Source organism: Floridaenema aerugineum BLCC-F46 (assembly GCF_041929345.1).
Classification (GTDB): domain Bacteria; phylum Cyanobacteriota; class Cyanobacteriia; order Cyanobacteriales; family Aerosakkonemataceae; genus Floridanema; species Floridanema aerugineum.
The window spans coordinates 1-16,207 of record NZ_JBHFNQ010000084.1 but is presented as its reverse complement, the minus strand read 5'-3'; the positions used below and the strand labels follow the sequence as shown (position 1 = coordinate 16,207).

At 42.1% G+C, this 16,207-nt stretch carries 14 protein-coding genes; 10 read left to right on the top strand and 4 right to left on the bottom strand.

The genetic code is table 11. From position 1 onward, the window contains the following. Window positions 1-22 precede the first annotated feature (22 nt). The 5 genes from ACE1CC_RS36765 to guaA all read left to right on the top strand — a co-directional run bounded on the left by ACE1CC_RS36765 (window position 23) and on the right by guaA (window position 6,362). On the top strand, window positions 23-1,579 hold the full coding sequence (locus ACE1CC_RS36765) for a DUF4231 domain-containing protein (RefSeq protein WP_459563823.1): 1,557 nt from the start codon (window positions 23-25) through the stop codon (window positions 1,577-1,579). A 13-nt stretch (window positions 1,580-1,592) separates the two neighbouring features. Then, window positions 1,593-1,919: a hypothetical protein gene (locus tag ACE1CC_RS10390; RefSeq protein WP_413270391.1), complete on the top strand. Its 327-nt coding sequence runs from the start codon at window positions 1,593-1,595 to the stop codon at window positions 1,917-1,919. 47 nt (window positions 1,920-1,966) lie between these two features. Beyond that, window positions 1,967-3,310: a hypothetical protein gene (locus ACE1CC_RS10385; protein ID WP_413270390.1), complete on the top strand. Its 1,344-nt coding sequence runs from the start codon at window positions 1,967-1,969 to the stop codon at window positions 3,308-3,310. A 10-nt stretch (window positions 3,311-3,320) separates the two neighbouring features. Next, on the top strand, window positions 3,321-4,520 hold the full coding sequence (gene cbiD / locus ACE1CC_RS10380; RefSeq protein ID WP_413270389.1) for a cobalt-precorrin-5B (C(1))-methyltransferase CbiD: 1,200 nt from the start codon (window positions 3,321-3,323) through the stop codon (window positions 4,518-4,520). A gap of 234 nt (window positions 4,521-4,754) precedes the next feature. Further along, window positions 4,755-6,362, top strand: coding sequence for a glutamine-hydrolyzing GMP synthase (gene guaA / locus ACE1CC_RS10375; protein ID WP_413270388.1), 1,608 nt, complete (start codon window positions 4,755-4,757; stop codon window positions 6,360-6,362). An 85-nt stretch (window positions 6,363-6,447) separates the two neighbouring features. Here the strand turns inward: guaA and ACE1CC_RS10370 are convergent, their stop codons facing one another. Further along, window positions 6,448-6,684, bottom strand: coding sequence for a hypothetical protein (locus tag ACE1CC_RS10370; RefSeq protein ID WP_413270387.1), 237 nt, complete (start codon window positions 6,682-6,684; stop codon window positions 6,448-6,450). Between the two features lie 480 nt (window positions 6,685-7,164). Here ACE1CC_RS10370 and ACE1CC_RS10365 point away from each other — a divergent pair, with 480 nt between their 5' ends. Further along, a complete protein-coding gene (locus ACE1CC_RS10365) occupies window positions 7,165-8,112 on the top strand; it encodes an outer membrane protein (protein WP_413270386.1) in 948 nt (315 codons plus the stop codon). 142 nt (window positions 8,113-8,254) lie between these two features. On the opposite strand, the gene ACE1CC_RS10360 is transcribed toward ACE1CC_RS10365, so the two are convergent. The 3 genes from ACE1CC_RS10360 to sat form a co-directional block, all read right to left on the bottom strand. Then, window positions 8,255-9,211, bottom strand: a complete 957-nt coding sequence (locus tag ACE1CC_RS10360) for a TPR end-of-group domain-containing protein (protein ID WP_413270385.1) — start codon at window positions 9,209-9,211, stop codon at window positions 8,255-8,257. 4 nt (window positions 9,212-9,215) lie between these two features. After that, complete coding sequence (locus ACE1CC_RS10355; protein WP_413270384.1) at window positions 9,216-11,486, bottom strand: caspase family protein; 2,271 nt, start codon at window positions 11,484-11,486, stop codon at window positions 9,216-9,218. Between the two features lie 159 nt (window positions 11,487-11,645). Continuing rightward, window positions 11,646-12,824, bottom strand: coding sequence for a sulfate adenylyltransferase (gene sat, locus ACE1CC_RS10350; RefSeq protein WP_413270383.1), 1,179 nt, complete (start codon window positions 12,822-12,824; stop codon window positions 11,646-11,648). 100 nt (window positions 12,825-12,924) lie between these two features. Here sat and ACE1CC_RS10345 point away from each other — a divergent pair, with 100 nt between their 5' ends. From ACE1CC_RS10345 to ACE1CC_RS10330, 4 genes are all read left to right on the top strand, one after another. After that, window positions 12,925-13,167: a hypothetical protein gene (locus ACE1CC_RS10345; protein ID WP_413270382.1), complete on the top strand. Its 243-nt coding sequence runs from the start codon at window positions 12,925-12,927 to the stop codon at window positions 13,165-13,167. Between the two features lie 163 nt (window positions 13,168-13,330). Continuing rightward, window positions 13,331-14,089, top strand: a complete 759-nt coding sequence (locus ACE1CC_RS10340; protein ID WP_413270381.1) for a MinD/ParA family ATP-binding protein — start codon at window positions 13,331-13,333, stop codon at window positions 14,087-14,089. Window positions 14,090-14,094: 5 nt separating this feature from the next. Beyond that, window positions 14,095-15,126 carry a glutaminase A gene (glsA, locus tag ACE1CC_RS10335; RefSeq protein ID WP_413270380.1) on the top strand — a complete coding sequence of 344 codons (1,032 nt, stop codon included), beginning with the start codon at window positions 14,095-14,097 and terminating at the stop codon, window positions 15,124-15,126. A 75-nt stretch (window positions 15,127-15,201) separates the two neighbouring features. Next, window positions 15,202-16,035 carry a hypothetical protein gene (locus tag ACE1CC_RS10330; RefSeq protein WP_413270379.1) on the top strand — a complete coding sequence of 278 codons (834 nt, stop codon included), beginning with the start codon at window positions 15,202-15,204 and terminating at the stop codon, window positions 16,033-16,035. Window positions 16,036-16,207: the final 172 nt, after the last annotated feature.

Genomic DNA, 16,207 nt, shown 5'->3' with positions numbered 1-16,207 from the left:
GCATAGGAGAAATTAATAAAGAATGGCAAAGAAAAACGACTATCGGCAATATCTCAAACAGACTCTGGGTGGATTGATAGACCAACTGGACCTATCAGAGTTGCGAAAAGACTTTCTCAAGCAGCGCTGGCTTGACCAAGTATTGTGGTTGGAGGGAAGAGCCACGAAAAACCGCGATCGCCATTACGCCCTCAGACTGACTACAATCATTGGTGGGGTAATTATTCCAGCTTTGGTTGGTTTAGGGAAAGGGAATGAAAGCTGGCAAATATATTTGAGTTGGACGGCTTTTGGTGTCAGTCAGGCGGTAGCGATATCGGCGGCATTGGAAGAATTTTTTGGTTATGGAGATAACTACCGCACCTATCGCAACACTGCCGAAAGCTTAAAAATTGAGGGTTGGGAGTACTTTCAACTAACTGGAAACTATCGTGACTTTGAAGACCATACTGATGCTTACAGTATTTTTGCTGAGCGCGTCGAGCAGTATATTAAGCAAGATGTAGAAGGCTTTATTACTAACTTAGAGCAAAGACAAAAAGATAGCAAAAAGAAAACCGACGAAGAAGCCGAACAAAATGCCGAAAAAGCCAGGGAATTTCTCAACAAGCAGTTAGAGCTACAGGCACAGTATGAAGCACAACGTCAACAGATAGAGGCAGAGAAGCGCCGTCTGGAAGAAGAAAAACAGCGGTTGGAACAACAGCAGTTGGAACAACAGCAAGCGGCTCAAGCTCAGAGCGAACAGGAGGAAAAACCAGCAGACCAAGTTGTGGAAGTTACAGCAGAAAAGTTGCCTGACTTAAATAATGTGCTGATGGATTTCCATGACGATCAAGAAGATCGCGACAGCACGACTGTCAAAGCTGAAACAGTAGAGTACCTCAGCGCGAACGAAATTCTAAGTAAGGTGACGAACAATCCCATACGTGCGCTCAATAATGCAAATCAGCCACCGTCAGGTACGACATCAACCACAACGACAACGACAATTACCACAACAACTACAACAAACAGTACCCCAGCAAACACAGTAGACCCAGCTAAGGTAGCCGCTGTTTTAAGCGTAGTACCAAAAGAATTAAAGCCTTATGCCGAAAAGTCAGTTCCCCTAATTCTAAAGGAATGTGCGGAGTGTGGAGTTACCGATCCCGGACAAATAGCTTATGTTTTTGCGACATCTGAACATGAGTCGCATTTAGGGCAGTGGATGGTTGAGTTCGCCAGCGGCAAGGCTTACGAAGGGCGCAGAGATTTAGGAAACACTCAGCCAGGAGACGGTGTAAAGTTTAAGGGTCGCGGATTCTGTCAAGTCACTGGCAGAGTTAACTACAAGATGTGGTCTCAGAAATTGGGCATTGACTTAGTGAGCAATCCAGAAAAAGCCGCAGACATGGCGATCGCTGCCAGAATCATGGTAATGGGAATGCGAGATGGCACATTCACTGGGAAGAAACTATCTCACTACATCTCAGGCAGCACCCGCGACTTTCGCAATGCACGCCGCATTATCAACGCCCTAGACAGGGCTGATAAAATTGCTGGACACGCACAGAGATATTACAGTGCATTAGCATAAGGAAACAAAATTTATGATTCGTAACAATAAAAAATACTCGATCGAAGTCAGCAAAATTGGCGAAGATATTTCGATTAGCGTCTCACTGGAAATGGAACTTAGTCCCGATCTAGCTGAGTTGGTATTGCGTGACTTAAGTACCGATATCAAAGACTTCCATGAGGCTCGTATTCTGGCAGAAATTGTCCGCGATCCAATAGTCATATATAGACTCTGCCAGCAAATAGAAGAAGTTAAAAATCAAGAGGTGCGATATCCAGAATTGCGGTCAAACATGAGACTTCAAGATAATAGAAGAGAGGCACCAGACTGGAACTTAGAGCTTGACACCACAAGCTAACAACATTTCACCTAATTGATTGATAGAGTTGCAAGAGAAAGGCAAAAATGACTAATACTGTCAGTATTCTGGACAAATATACGGAACTGTGGCAAAATTGTAAGATCCAATCAAATTTATTGCCAGATCTAGAGAAAATTGCTGAGAAGCTGTGTTACGATCGCGGCTTTTACGAAAAGATTGAGTGCTACTATCCCAACATACCTTGGTACTGGGTAGGCATCTTGCACGCATTGACGCACTTCGATGGTTCTAGCCAATTCTTAGAGCAAGTCACGCGCAAGCTGAGTGCGATTCAAGCTGACCAAATATCAGCCAATTCCGCCGCTCGCTTACTCGCATTCGATAAATTCAACGACTTCAAGGGCAAAGATGACCAGGGAATTACACCGTTTGTTTGGTCTGGAACTAATCATACCAAGACTTATGATACCGATCCAGGTTGTGCGGCAATTCTGTACTTTCTAGAAGCACTCGGACTCAAGGACGATCAGACAGAACAGGGTGAGTTTAGTCTGACGGTAGCTTCTGACACCGTGTTTAAGAACTGCTCGTTTCCTTCCACCAAGCTGTTAGCCAACGAAAAAATCAGTGTCAAAGCTGGGACACAGTTGCAGGTAACTCAGATAGCGCTGGCAGACTCTCACCACGTCCGAGTTCTGCTGAAATCTCCATTCCAGGATAAGCAAGTTTGGTTTATCTATGGTGAGCACGTCCAAATTCAAGGCTCTAAACTCGCAGCCGCCCCGAGCAAGCCCAAGACTTTAGTAGAGAAAATCATTGCCTACTGCCAGAAGAAGGGTTACAGAATTGACAGAGAACCTGGACAAAAGAATATTGTCTACATAGAAGGCATGAACCCAGACGGAACGCTCAATAACAATGCCCTCAATGTCTGGAACGACCTTCGCACTGTGATTGAGTTCAAAGATGGTAAGCCTGTAATGATCGGCTGTTGGGAAGCGACGACTAACCCCGGTAAGTACTATGTAAAAAATCCCATGAACCCCAAAGGTGCGGCAATTATCGCATTTGGGCAATACACGTCATGGCGCGTCGGAATGCACGGACACGCTAGCCGCCATGAGGCTCTGGTGCAATGCAATCCCGTAACTGTCCATCGTGATGCAAATCGTAATGGCACCCGTGATGCTGGTGAACCGATAGACTCAGGTGTATTCGCCATTAACCAACATTGGGGAGGTGACAACCCTCATTCAGATGTCGGAAAATGGAGTGCAGGCTGTCAGGTAGGTAGGACGAAACAGGGACATCGGGAGTTTATGGCGATCGTTAAGTCAGATCCCCGCTATCTAGCCGATCGCAATTTCGTCTTCACTGCCACCATCATTGACGGCAAAGACCTCCTAGCACACTTCCCAGCCAGCTGAGGTTAGAGACTTGACCGAGAAACCCCGTTCTGGCTATACGTTACCAGTTTTTGCTACTGCCAGTGCGCTCGCCGCTTTGCAATGGTTAAAACAACGCCAAGCGATTGCGCCCAACGCAGCGCCTGAGATGATCGCATCTGTAATGGTAGATTTAATTAATCCCGATCGAACTGTGGAAATTGCGATCGAACAAGTCAGCGGGATCAATGAAACCACAGCCTTAGCCATTACTCGCAGCGATCCTGGAGATAACCTCGATCTCACACGCAATACTCCTATTTGGGCGCTAGTAGAGTTAAGCAGGGGTGCAAGGGAACTCTTCTCTAACCCCTACCCCCTAACCCCTAACCCCAGTGCAGAGGAGCAAATTACTTTGAAGGGTGGAGAAGGAATTGGGAGAATAGTTGAGGCGCAGGGAAAGGCGGCGATTTATGCTTATGCAAGGCAACTGTTACAAGGGAATTTGGCGCGGTTGCTGACACCAGAGGAGCGAATTACGGTTACGATTATTTTGCCAGAGGGAAGACAATTAGCCGATCGCACCTCTAACGCTGCTTTCGGAGTCGTCGAAGGACTCTCTCTACTCGGCACCAGCGGAATTTCACAACCCCTGAGTGCCTCCGGTCAACTAGACATCTCCCTCGAAGAACTCAAAGAAAAAATCAAACAACTCAATAACTCACCTGTGCTCGTTTTCTGCATTGGAGAAAATGGTTTAAACTTTGCTTTGAAGCTGGGCATTTCACCAGAAAGATTGGTAAAAACTGCCAATTGGTTAGGGCCAATGCTGGTAGAAGCGGGAACACAAGGGTTGAGGGAAATTTTGCTGTTTGGCTATCATGGTAAACTGATGAAGCTGGCAGGGGGAATTTTTCACACTCACCATCACCTCGCTGATGGGAGACAAGAGATTTTTACGGCGCATTGTGCCAAGATTGGTTTACCGACTCCAGTATTACAGAGGGTTTTTGCTCAGTCAACTGCTGATGCAGCTTTAAATTATCTGCGGGCTAGTGATGGGGAAAATGGCAGTAATTGGGTAGAACAGGTTTATGAGTCCATTGCTCAAGCAATTGACGATCGCTGCCAAAATTACATATATAATCAGATTCAACAGCAAGTGAGTGTGGGTTCGGTTTTGTTCGATCGCCAACGCCAAATAATCGTTAAAAGTAAAATTGGTACTAAGCTACTCAATCAACTGTGTTAAATTGGTGAGAATACCTATAAGATATTAGGTAAGATGTAATTTTCTGACTCAAGCTTGTAAAATCTATATACGTTTTTAGGAATTTTTCACAAAGATCTAAGAAGACAAACTTTTAGCTTTGTACAAGGGGAAGGGGAAAAGGCGAATGGGTAAAGTTAGATTCAAACCTTTAACCTTGTAACCTTTAACCTTTTCCCTTCTTGACACTCTATCTTTAACTTTTTGGATTTATCAGTGACAGTACAGACATCTCAACCGCTTTCTCCCCAATCTTTGGGTGAACTGAACCGCCAAATAATCGTGATTTTGGACTTTGGCTCTCAATACTCCGAGTTAATTGCTCGCCGGATTCGCGAAACTCAAGTTTATTCTGAAGTTCTTTCCTATCGCACTAGTGCCGAACAACTTAAACAACTCAATCCCAAAGGGATCATTCTTTCTGGTGGCCCTAATTCAGTTTATGACCCGGGCGCACCCCATTGTAACCAAGGAATTTGGGAGTTAGGCATTCCGATTTTAGGAGTTTGCTACGGAATGCAGTTAATGGTGCAGCAACTAGGCGGCGAAGTGAAACGCGCCGAACGAGGTGAGTATGGCAAAGCATCACTAGTGATCGACGATCCCACAGATTTGTTGACCAATGTGGAAGATGGTTCGACAATGTGGATGAGTCACGGAGATTCTTGCACCGCTTTGCCAGAAGGGTTTGAAATTTTGGCACACACGGCGAATACTCCCGTAGCGGCGATCGCTGATCACCAGAAAAAACTCTACGGTGTACAATTTCACCCAGAAGTAGTTCACTCAGTTTGCGGTTTAGCTTTAATTCGTAACTTTGTCTATCACATTTGCGACTGCGAACCAACCTGGACAACTGCGGCTTTTGTAGAACAATCTGTGCGGGAAATTCGGGCAAAAGTTGGCGATAAACGAGTATTATTGGCGCTTTCGGGCGGTGTGGATTCTTCAACTTTAGCTTTCTTGCTGCATAAAGCGATCGGGGATCAGCTAACTTGTATGTTTATCGACCAAGGCTTTATGCGGAAGTATGAGCCAGAACGGTTGGTAAAATTGTTTCACGAACAATTTCATATTCCGGTAGAGTATGTTAACGCACGCGATCGCTTTTTACAAGCTATTGCCGGAGTAACTGATCCCGAAGAAAAACGCCGTCGCATTGGACACGAATTTATTCGGGTATTTGAAGAAGAATCAAAAAGACTTGGACCGTTTGATTATCTCGCCCAAGGTACACTTTATCCAGATGTGATTGAATCTGCTGATACTAACGTCGATCCCAAAACTGGGGAACGGGTAGCAGTGAAAATTAAGAGTCACCACAACGTCGGCGGTTTACCGAAAGATTTACGATTTAAGTTAATTGAACCGCTGCGGAAACTGTTTAAAGATGAAGTGCGGAAAGTGGGAAGATCGATCGGTTTACCAGAAGAAATTGTCCAAAGACATCCTTTCCCTGGCCCCGGACTCGCTATTCGCATTTTAGGCGAAGTTACCGACGAAAGGTTAGATATTCTCCGCGATGCCGATTTAATCGTGCGTCAAGAAATCAACCGTCACGAAATGTACAGCGAGTTATGGCAAGCTTTTGCTGTTCTCCTACCCATTCGTAGCGTTGGTGTAATGGGCGATCAACGGACTTATGCTTATCCGATCGTCCTCCGTTTCGTGAAAAGCGAAGATGGCATGACAGCAGACTGGGCGCGAGTACCCTACGATTTGTTAGAACTGATTTCTAACCGCATTGTCAATGAAGTTCCCGGAGTTAATCGAGTAGTTTACGATATTACTTCTAAACCACCTGGAACGATCGAATGGGAGTAAATTAGCAGGGGTGCAGGGGTGCCAAGGGAGCTCTCGGAGTTTTTCCCTACCCCCTACCCCCTACCCCCTACCCCCTCCCCACACCCTAATACTCCCACTCCAGTTCGCCTGCGGTAATTTTGTTGTAAATCATCGTGCGGCATAACTCCAATTCTTCAGGGGTAATTTTGCCATCTGCCCACATGATTCCTTTAATTCTCTCGCACTCTGCCTTACTGACTTTGCCATTAGCAGTTACTTGCTCAATAGCTTTTTTAAGTCTTGCTAAGTCTTGTAATTCTTCAGGGGTGGGCGAATTTGCATTTGGTCGTTCTATTTTCATCAGTAACACCTCCTGACAAAGGTTATCACCAAGTAAACTGAAGAGAATATTTGATACCCGGATATTTATCTTTTGCTGACTATTCGTAACTGTATTTACCTTAAAAGTATCACCTATAATTGAAGTAATTAGGTTGCCAATATACAAAATTTAGACAAATATTTAAAATTTATGGATAAACTTTAAATATTATCAGGATATTTGAATTTATTGTAACTTTTGCCTAAAATCATTCCGCAGTGACGAATAGATGTAGAGTTTGTTTGGCGATTATTGAGAATCAGCAAAAATAATTTTTTTGATTAATTTTTCATAAAAAATAGGTTTTTAGCATTGGTAAATAAATAAAATTTTATCCTTTAATCATCAACAGCTTTTCAACAAATTTAAAATGCTGAAAAACTGCTTTGGGTATTGACAAGGGAATATTTACTGATATATATTCGGCTTGGTGTAGTTATAGTAGTGAGGATGTTTAACTTGAAGCAGAAATTTTACTACAACTTATTACTGGGAATAACTACCTCTTTAGTTGTTCCCACTTTGATAAGAATACCAGCAGTTCAGGCAGAAGAAAATAGCATTAATATTCAAAGTTTAGAAGCTATCAATCCGTCATTTTACTTCATAGATTTAGCAAATTTCAGTGTTATTCAAGAGCAAAATCAAGAAGATTTCCAACAGAGAAAGCAGAGAATAACTGAAGTACCAAAACTCAACCTCAGCGGAGCTACTGCAAGGGAATTAAAAGCTAATTCTACTCAAGCTCAGGATTTAAGTGGTACTGAGGCTCAATCATTACCTAATACGCAAAATCAACCAGTATTTTTCAGTCAAGCAACCAAACAAACAATAATTCCCGATCGCGGATTTTATATTTCTATCACCCCAGGACTGATGTTTGGATATAATATTGACACTGTTTCCTCTGTAACAGCACCTAGCACAATTAAAACTGATACAGGATTTAGTGTTAGTGGAGCTTTAGGTTATAAGTTACGGGATTTCCGCGTTGAAGCAGAATTTACTTATGGAAGAAATGATGCGAAGGAAATAGAGTTGGAGAATGGAACTTCTACCAGGATAGGCGGTTATTTTCAAACTTTTGCCTATATGCTGAATGCTTATTATGATATCCCTTTAACTAGGAGGATTCGACCTTACATTGGTGGAGGTTTAGGTGCTGCTACGTTCTCAGCTGAGGATATTGTGCAGGTTAATACACCAAGATTTTCCGGTTCAAACACCGCTTTTGCTTATCAATTTAAAGTAGGTATTGCCTACCAACTAACTGATAATGTTAATGTTTTTGCGGGATATCGATTACTTGGTATCAGTGGACAAGATTTTGAGCGAGGTGACGAACGGGTTGAAGGTGATAGTTTCACAACTAATTCTTTACAATTTGGGGCGCGGATTTTGTTTTAATGTTGTTTGAATTTTCCCAGATGTGGAGACGTTTCATGAAACGTCTCTACAGTAAATGATGTTTATTTGGATCGCAAATAAATCCCCTGAATATCAAACTACTGAACTCGTTACTAAGAACTTTATGTAGAGGGAAGTTTTGTTAATCATTAACTAGTTGTTGAAACTGCTGATCGTTGCGGATGTAATCAAATGCTGGATCGGTTTGGGCAATTTGTTTGTATTGGGGAGCGAGATCGATCGCCCATTGCAAATTACCAATAGCGGGATTGATACTACCTCTCAAAGCATAAGCTTTAGCATTTTGATATCTAACTTCTGGCAAATTGCGCTCTATTTTCAAGGCAGCATTGTAAGCGTCTATCGCCTCTTGATAACGACTTCTTGCCAAATAACTATTACCTAAACTTAAATAATCTTCAACAGTCAAAACTTCAGTTTGGTTAGGATCTAATTCTGGTGCTACAGTTGGCTCATTGTGAGTTAAGTTAGAGATTTCATATTGATCTTGTGCCATTAAAATTTGAGTTTCTCCGGGAAGAAAATCCTTAATTCCAGAATTAACAAATTGCTGATTTTCCGAGGTTTCAGTAACATAGTTATCTGCAACATCAGGAGCAGAATTTGCCCCAGTTTGTAATTGCGAGAAATAAGTAATATATTCTCGCTGCAATTGTGCCATTTCCTGTTTAAAAGCAGCAGTTTGCTTTGTTACTTCTGTTGGTAATTCTTGTTTAATTTCACTAACTAACTGATTAATTATACTACGACGCAACAACCAAAGTCCCAGCGCCATAGCTAAAGGAAATAAAATTATTACAAAGAGGAGAATAGTAATTAAAGTGGTTGTGCGATTAAAAGCGCGATCGACTTCTGTTTGAACTAAATTGCGAATTTGGGTTTCTTGCTGAAATTTTTGCCTTTCTTGTCGTAATATTTGCAGTTCTCGACGTTCCAGAGGCGACAACTTTTGGGCGATAATTTGCCCAGTTGACACTGTTAGTGTAACTAACTGCGGTTTTGGTTGTGCAGTTGCATCAACAGTAAACAGGGCCATTCCTAAAAGGGTTAATTTAGCCAGAAACAGATGATTTTTCATCTTCTTAAACTATTTGGTAAATAAAGCTGAGAGTTGCCCAATTATTCACATCTAAAACCCAGGTATCTGGAGGTGTGGCGATCGCTTCCGTCAGATTACCGCTAGCTTGATGTAAATCATTTAAAATAGACCGAACCACTTCTAAAGGATTTGCTAAAGTAGTTAAACGACCCAAAGCAGAAATTTTGGCATTTTCCCAAGTTTCTAAAGTTTGGGAAAAAGGCGCACGACTGAAGATTAATTGAATTTCTACCACACCGGGAGGCCCTTGGACAAACCATTTAAAAGGGCTATTATTTGAGGGAATAATAGTAGTTTCACCGGGAGTAATTACTTGAGTAGCAAAAGATTTGCTACCTTGTTCATTCAGGTTAGTTGTGGATCTAGTAGGAAGCAGAGCGATCGGACAACCATTAGCATCTATTCCCAATAAAATAAAGTAAATTGGCGCATCGCCATAATTATGTATTTTGTACTGAATTGAACTGCTAATTGGCAATTTAACGATCGCTTCTTTTGGTGCAGTTGATGATAGACTAACTTTAGGAGTAGGCCAAGGTGCCCTAACTGTACTGCGTTGCATTAAGACTTGTTCGCTGGGTGCGATCGTTTCTAAAATAGCTTGTACTCCCAACCGCGAAGAACCCTCATTTGCAGTTAAGCGCAACAACTTCGCCGCCAACAAAGTTTGCAATTTTGGCACCAAACGATTAACAGCTGTTTTTACAGCTTCTCCTGCTTCTCCAGAAGTATTAGGAATTGGTGACAAACCGGGAGAAAATAAACCATAGCTACTCTTAGGTAATGGTGCAGATATTCCTCCTAGTGAATCCGACTCTGCAAGGGCCAAAAGTGACTCAGTAGTAGAAACTCGACCTAACAAACAATCAACAGACTGTTCTCCTGCTACTACTGATGTTACATGAGGAATCCCCGAAAAAGCACTAGTAGCATCTACTCTTTCAATTCTTGCTAAACAACTATCTAATGCCACAGTCAAACTAATATTATGAGGCAGCACTCGCACAGCTTCTTGTACTAATTGCCCCACTTGCAGTTGACTAATATCATTAAGATTAGAAGAATTAACCCGTGCCTTAGCTTTTAAACCTTCATGAGAACGAATAGCTAGTTGCAAAGGAGGCGTATTTTGATTAGTCGAATTCGTTGGTGTTACAGTAGTAAACAAAGAATTAAGGCTATATTGCAGCACTTTTGCAGGTAATCCCGCCAACCACAATTGAGCAGTTTTCCCATTTTCCTCCACCGCCATTACTACACCATCAGCACTTAGCATTTCTGGAGATAAAACATGATAAGTGAGTAACTTTTGTTGAGGATTACTTTGGCTACAAATTTGCGGTTGTTGTTTATTTCCGACTAATTGTTCAACAGTTCCCGCCACTCGATTTAAGCTAATTTGGACAGTAGTAGCGGGAGTTGCTTGCCAAAGGTGCTGAGTTAAAGCATAAGTAAAAAATCCACTACTAAAACCATCTATTTGCCCTTCCGTCGCCACTTGTTCTGGTTTCGCCGCGACTAAAACAATACCAGGATCTGGGCTAATGATTTGGGAATTTTGTTTAAGTTGGTCTTGCAAAGCCAACTCTTCAGCGGTAATTTCTCCTGTAATAATTGATGGTCTAGACCTAACGCGCAGATTGCCTTGTAAAATAATCCCACCGTCAGTATAACTAGTATCTAAAACCGAAGTTACTAAGTTAGTTGAGAGCGATCGCAACAACAACCACAAAGTATCTTCCGTCAAAGCATTAACCACAGATTGGTTTTTAATTTGAATAATCCCATCAACAGGCAATAACAAATTAGTTACCGTCCATTCTTTCTGATTCTTTTGTTCTCCTAAATTGCTGCTTTCTGGTAATGTTGCTTTTCCGAAACGGCTACCATAACCGCTAAAGTGAAAAACCACCACATCACCTGGTTTTACCTGCTTGGTGAGATGTTCCAAAAAAGCGGTTTCAATATTTTGTCGAGTTGCTTGTAAATCTGTAATAGTCAGGATATCGCTGGGATGAAAACCGAAACGGTGAATTAAAAGTTCCCGTTGCAGTTCCACATCAGTCACACAACCTGTTAGTGGAGTACCGAATAAATATTGATTAATCCCAACTAGCAAAGCCAACTTGCGAGGACTAGACTGTGCTAAAGCTTGATAGTAGCGATCGCTCAACAACGACAATCCAGCCTGACTCAAGCCCAACGCAGCCAACATTATACCAGATTTTTGCAAAAAAGTCCTGCGCTTCATCATGTTGTTAGTTATTTAAATTGTTAGACGCAACGACATTAGTTGGTAGTTGGTAATTGGTAATTGGTAATTGGTAATGGGAAAAGGTTAAATATTCAACTCTTTAATTAAAAAGTATTGTACCCACTACCAACTACCCATTACCAACTACCCAACAAACAATTAAGCTTCTACTGGCACTCGCATTGCCTTTGCCAATTCAGCTGCTACCTCTGGACGGGAAAATTCGGGTGGTGGAAGTTCACCCCGACGCAGCAACTCCCGCACTTTAGTTCCTGAAAGATGAACCCGCTGTTCTGGCGTACTCGGACTCGTTTTCGTCGTTGCCATACCTTGAGTCACAGTGCAGTAAAAAGCGTGTTCAAACTTCATTGGCACAATGCCCAACTCCCCTGGCTCAAACTCATCAAAGATATACTGAGCATCATAAGTGCCGTAATAATCACCCACACCAGCATGATCTCGTCCCACAATGAAGTGAGTACAGCCATAGTTTTTCCGAACTAAGGCGTGAAAAATTGCTTCCCTTGGCCCAGCATAACGCATCGAAGACGGATTAATTGCCAAAATCACGCGGTCTTTGGGGAAATAATGTTCCAGCATAATCTCATAACAGCGCATCCGCACATCAGCCGGAATATCATCTTCTTTAGTTGCGCCTACCAAAGGATGCAAGAACAACCCATCAACTACTTCCAAAGCACATTTTTGAATATACTCATGAGCACGATGGATTGGGTTACGAGTTTGGAAACCAACTATAGTTTTCCAACCCTTTTCTTTAAACAGTTTGCGAGATTCTGCTGGGTCAATTTGGTATTTGGGAAAATTAGGATGGGCATCGCGTTGTAATAGCCAAACAGGGCCAGCTAAATTTATTGCCCCTTGGTTATATACAACTTGTACGCCTGGGTGTTTAATATCGTCAGTGCGATAAACATTAATAGCTTCATGGGCTTTGTTGTAGCGATATTTTTGGGTTAATTCCAATACACCCACAAACCGCCCATTAGGATCGTCCAAACGCACCCAATTTCCTTCTTTTAAAGGTTCTGCGACTTCTTCTGTCACCGACAAGGTAACAGGAATTGACCAAGGTAGTCCATTTACCAAGCGCATATCAGTGACGACTTGTTCGTAGTCTGCTTGCTGCATGAAACCATTCAGGGGACTAAAGCCACCAATGGCAATCATTACGAGGTCACTATAGCTACGTTCGTCGAGTTGGACGCGGGGTAAAACATCAGCTTGGGCGAGAAATTCTGCTTTTTCCTGTGCTGTAGCAATGCGATTGATTAGATGACCACCATGAGGGGCTATGCCATCGGTCGTATGACTCATAATTAATTTAGGTTTTCCGATTGTTGCTCCAAGAAATCATCCTACCAAGGATTGCTCATATTTTGAGCAATTGAGATAGTTTATTTTGGCAGGGAAAATTTTGCTGCCCTCTAAGCCAGAGTGGTCTAGAACAAGTGTAGTCAGCTTCCGACTTTTGTTTTCAGTCAAGAAAAAAGTAGCAATTAATTATTTGATTTTTGGTCTGTTTCTTACCAAAATAAAAGTTAAAACTTGGAAGTTTAAACTATTTAATTTCTCTTTAATCGATACCCAAATAGACTTTTCCAGTTTAGATGATTTAGTCAATTGGTTAAACATAGATGGCAATTCCGTCATCAAGTAACAATAGACACTTGCGGCAAACATTTGACTTTCTATAGAGCTTCTCTTATCCTAGAATCTATAATTTTTACTGAAAATATTTGCCAGCCCGATCGGGAAAAAATCATGGCTAATATATTCAGTCTCGATCGAGCAATTTTTGTAATTTTAGTATTGACTCGAAGATGCCCAAAGTTGTTTCTATCCACTCTTATCGGGGTGGTACAGGTAAGTCCAACTTTACTGCTAACTTAGCAACAACTGTTGCTTTACAAGGTAATCGAGTTGGTGTGGTAGATACAGATGTTCCCTCGCCTGGTATTCATAATTTGTTTTGCTTAGAACCTGAACAGATGAGCAAAACTCTGAATAATTACCTCTGGGGTGATATTCCCATTGAAGAAGCAGCTTATGATGTCAGCGGTAATGTTGGGTTAACTCAATCGGGTAAGCTCTATCTAATTCCCTCTAGTGTGAAACCCGATGATATTGCCCGGATTCTCAAAGATGGCTATGATGTCAGGCTGATGAATGATGGGTTTCGTAGCTTAGTTAAGACGCTGCAATTGGATTATTTGTTTATTGATACTCACCCTGGATTGTCAAAAGAAACGTTTTTGTCGATCGCTATTTCCCATTTTCTTATCTTGATTTTGCGTCCCGACAAACAAGACTATCAGGGAACTGCTGTTACCGTCGATGTGGCACGGCAATTAAAGGTTCGCAAAATGCTACTGGCTATTAATAAAGTCCATAGCAAGCTCAACCCAGAAGCGTTGAAACAGAAAGTTGAGGAAACTTACCAGGAGAAAGTTGCTGGAGTCTTTGGGCTTTCGGAAGATGTGGTTCAACTAGCGAGTGAAGGTGTGTTTTGTGTGAAGTACCCAGAACACCAGTTGAGTCAAGAGTTTCGTAAGGTAGCGCAGCAAATTGTTGAGGGGTGAGCATCATGTCTAACTTTGGAGATTTACAATCCCTGGCTAGTTCGATTACAGCCGTCACTTCACCTTTTCGGAATTATTTGACAGACTTGTACCAAAAGTATCGTAAGCTCAATGACGGTGCTGTTGCTGATTATATTCCTGAACTAGCATTGGCAAAGCCAGAATGGTTTGGCATCTGTGTGGTAACAAAAGACGGACAGGTGTTTGAAGTCGGAGATTGTGACAAGCTATTTACGATTCAATCAATTTCTAAAGCTTTTGTCTTTGGTTTAGCACTGGAGGATCACGGGCGCGAGTATGTCAATAGCAAAGTCAGCGTGGAACCTACAGGGGAAGCATTTAATTCCATTGTGCTAGATGAAGCCACCAACCGTCCCTACAACCCAATGGTAAATGCTGGAGCGATCGCAACAGCTGACTTAATTGAAGGTGAAAATGGCACTGAACGCCTGAAACGACTGCTGGAAATGTTTAAACGCTACACTGGGCGGGAGCATGACATCAATGTTCCCGTTTTTTTATCAGAAAAGGCAACAGGCTTTCGCAATCGGGCAATGGCATACCTGATGCGAAATTTCGGTATGATTAGCGACAAAATTGATGAAACCTTAGATCTTTATTTTCAGCAATGTTCGATTCTGGTGAACGCGAAGGATTTGGCAATGCTGGCGGCAACTTTGGGGAATGGCGGCGTGAATCCTGTTACGGGGGAAAGAGCGATCGATGAACGTTATGTGCAAGATGTAATCAGTGTCATGCTCACCTGTGGGATGTATGACGCATCTGGTGAATGGTGTTATCGAGTCGGAATGCCTGCCAAAAGCGGTGTTGGCGGTGGGATTACCGCAGTTGTTCCGGGAAAACTCGGCATTGGGACTTTTTCACCTCTGTTAGATGCAAAAGGGAATAGCGTTAGAGGCATTAAAGTGTGTGAAGACTTATCGCAAGATTTTGGTTTACACCTGTTTAACGCAGCAAAATCAGAACGGGATTTACAGCAATGGATTACCGGAGGTGCTGGCATTAATGATTGGTAGACAGAATATTTGGCTAAGAATTCTCAATGCTTGAAAGGAAGTAAAAAACGAACTTTAGTAATCCAAAATTTAACAATGGACTTTAATTACTTTGATAAGCTGCGGGATGAAATTTTTCAAGCGATCGATGGATATGCACCCAGCAGTAATCCAGTTTTTTACGAAACACTGCAAACTCATTTTCCCGGCAGTTTGCCAATGTCAGACTACATTAAAAACACTTACAAAACTCTAAATGCTTACGGTTTTGATAAGGGTAAAACAATCGGAATGGTGGCAATTTGTCGGGACGAAATCACCGATATTTTAATTGATGAAGTGATTAAATATTGGGGAAAAACGTTCAATTGTTGCAGTTTAGCAGGCTTTGTAATGATGGGGAAAACAGGTTTAGCCGCAGCAACAGACCACACTCCGATCGTTGATGGCATAAGGCGATTTACCTTTTATGCAATGCCCCACATTGCTATTTCCCGAAATGGTGAAATTGGCAAAGTTTACCGAGACGGTATTCAAAAAGCTTCCCATGCTTGTGGGGCGCTAGAAGCAATAGTTAAAGAACTACAATCTGGTTATGTTCCGCTAATGACCGATATGCAGGATATTGAACAATCAATTATCCGGCAAAAAATTCTTTCGACAATCAAGTATGGTGATAAACCCGATTTGGTAGAAATCACTAAATTAGCTGGTCAGATTATTTCTCAAGATGTCGATCGACTCTTAAGTTCTTTAGACAGTTCTATATTTAATTATGCAGTGATGACTGGAATTCAAATACACGGCCCATTGGACACGCATTGGATTTATCCTCAAGATTTTTATGTCGTTGGTTCTGATATTCCTGGTGGTAAGAAAAATCTAAATGAAGATAGTTATTGGAGAATTAATGAAAGTTATCATCCGTAGGGTGCGTCAGAACTAACAATTCCTGTGGCTTGCCCGAATTGTACAGTCTGACGCACCCTACCAACTAGTTATCATCTGTAAGGTGCGTCAGAACTAACAATTCCTGTGGCTTGCCCAAATTGTACAGTCTGACGCACCCTACCAACTAGTTATCATCTGTAAGGTGCGTCAG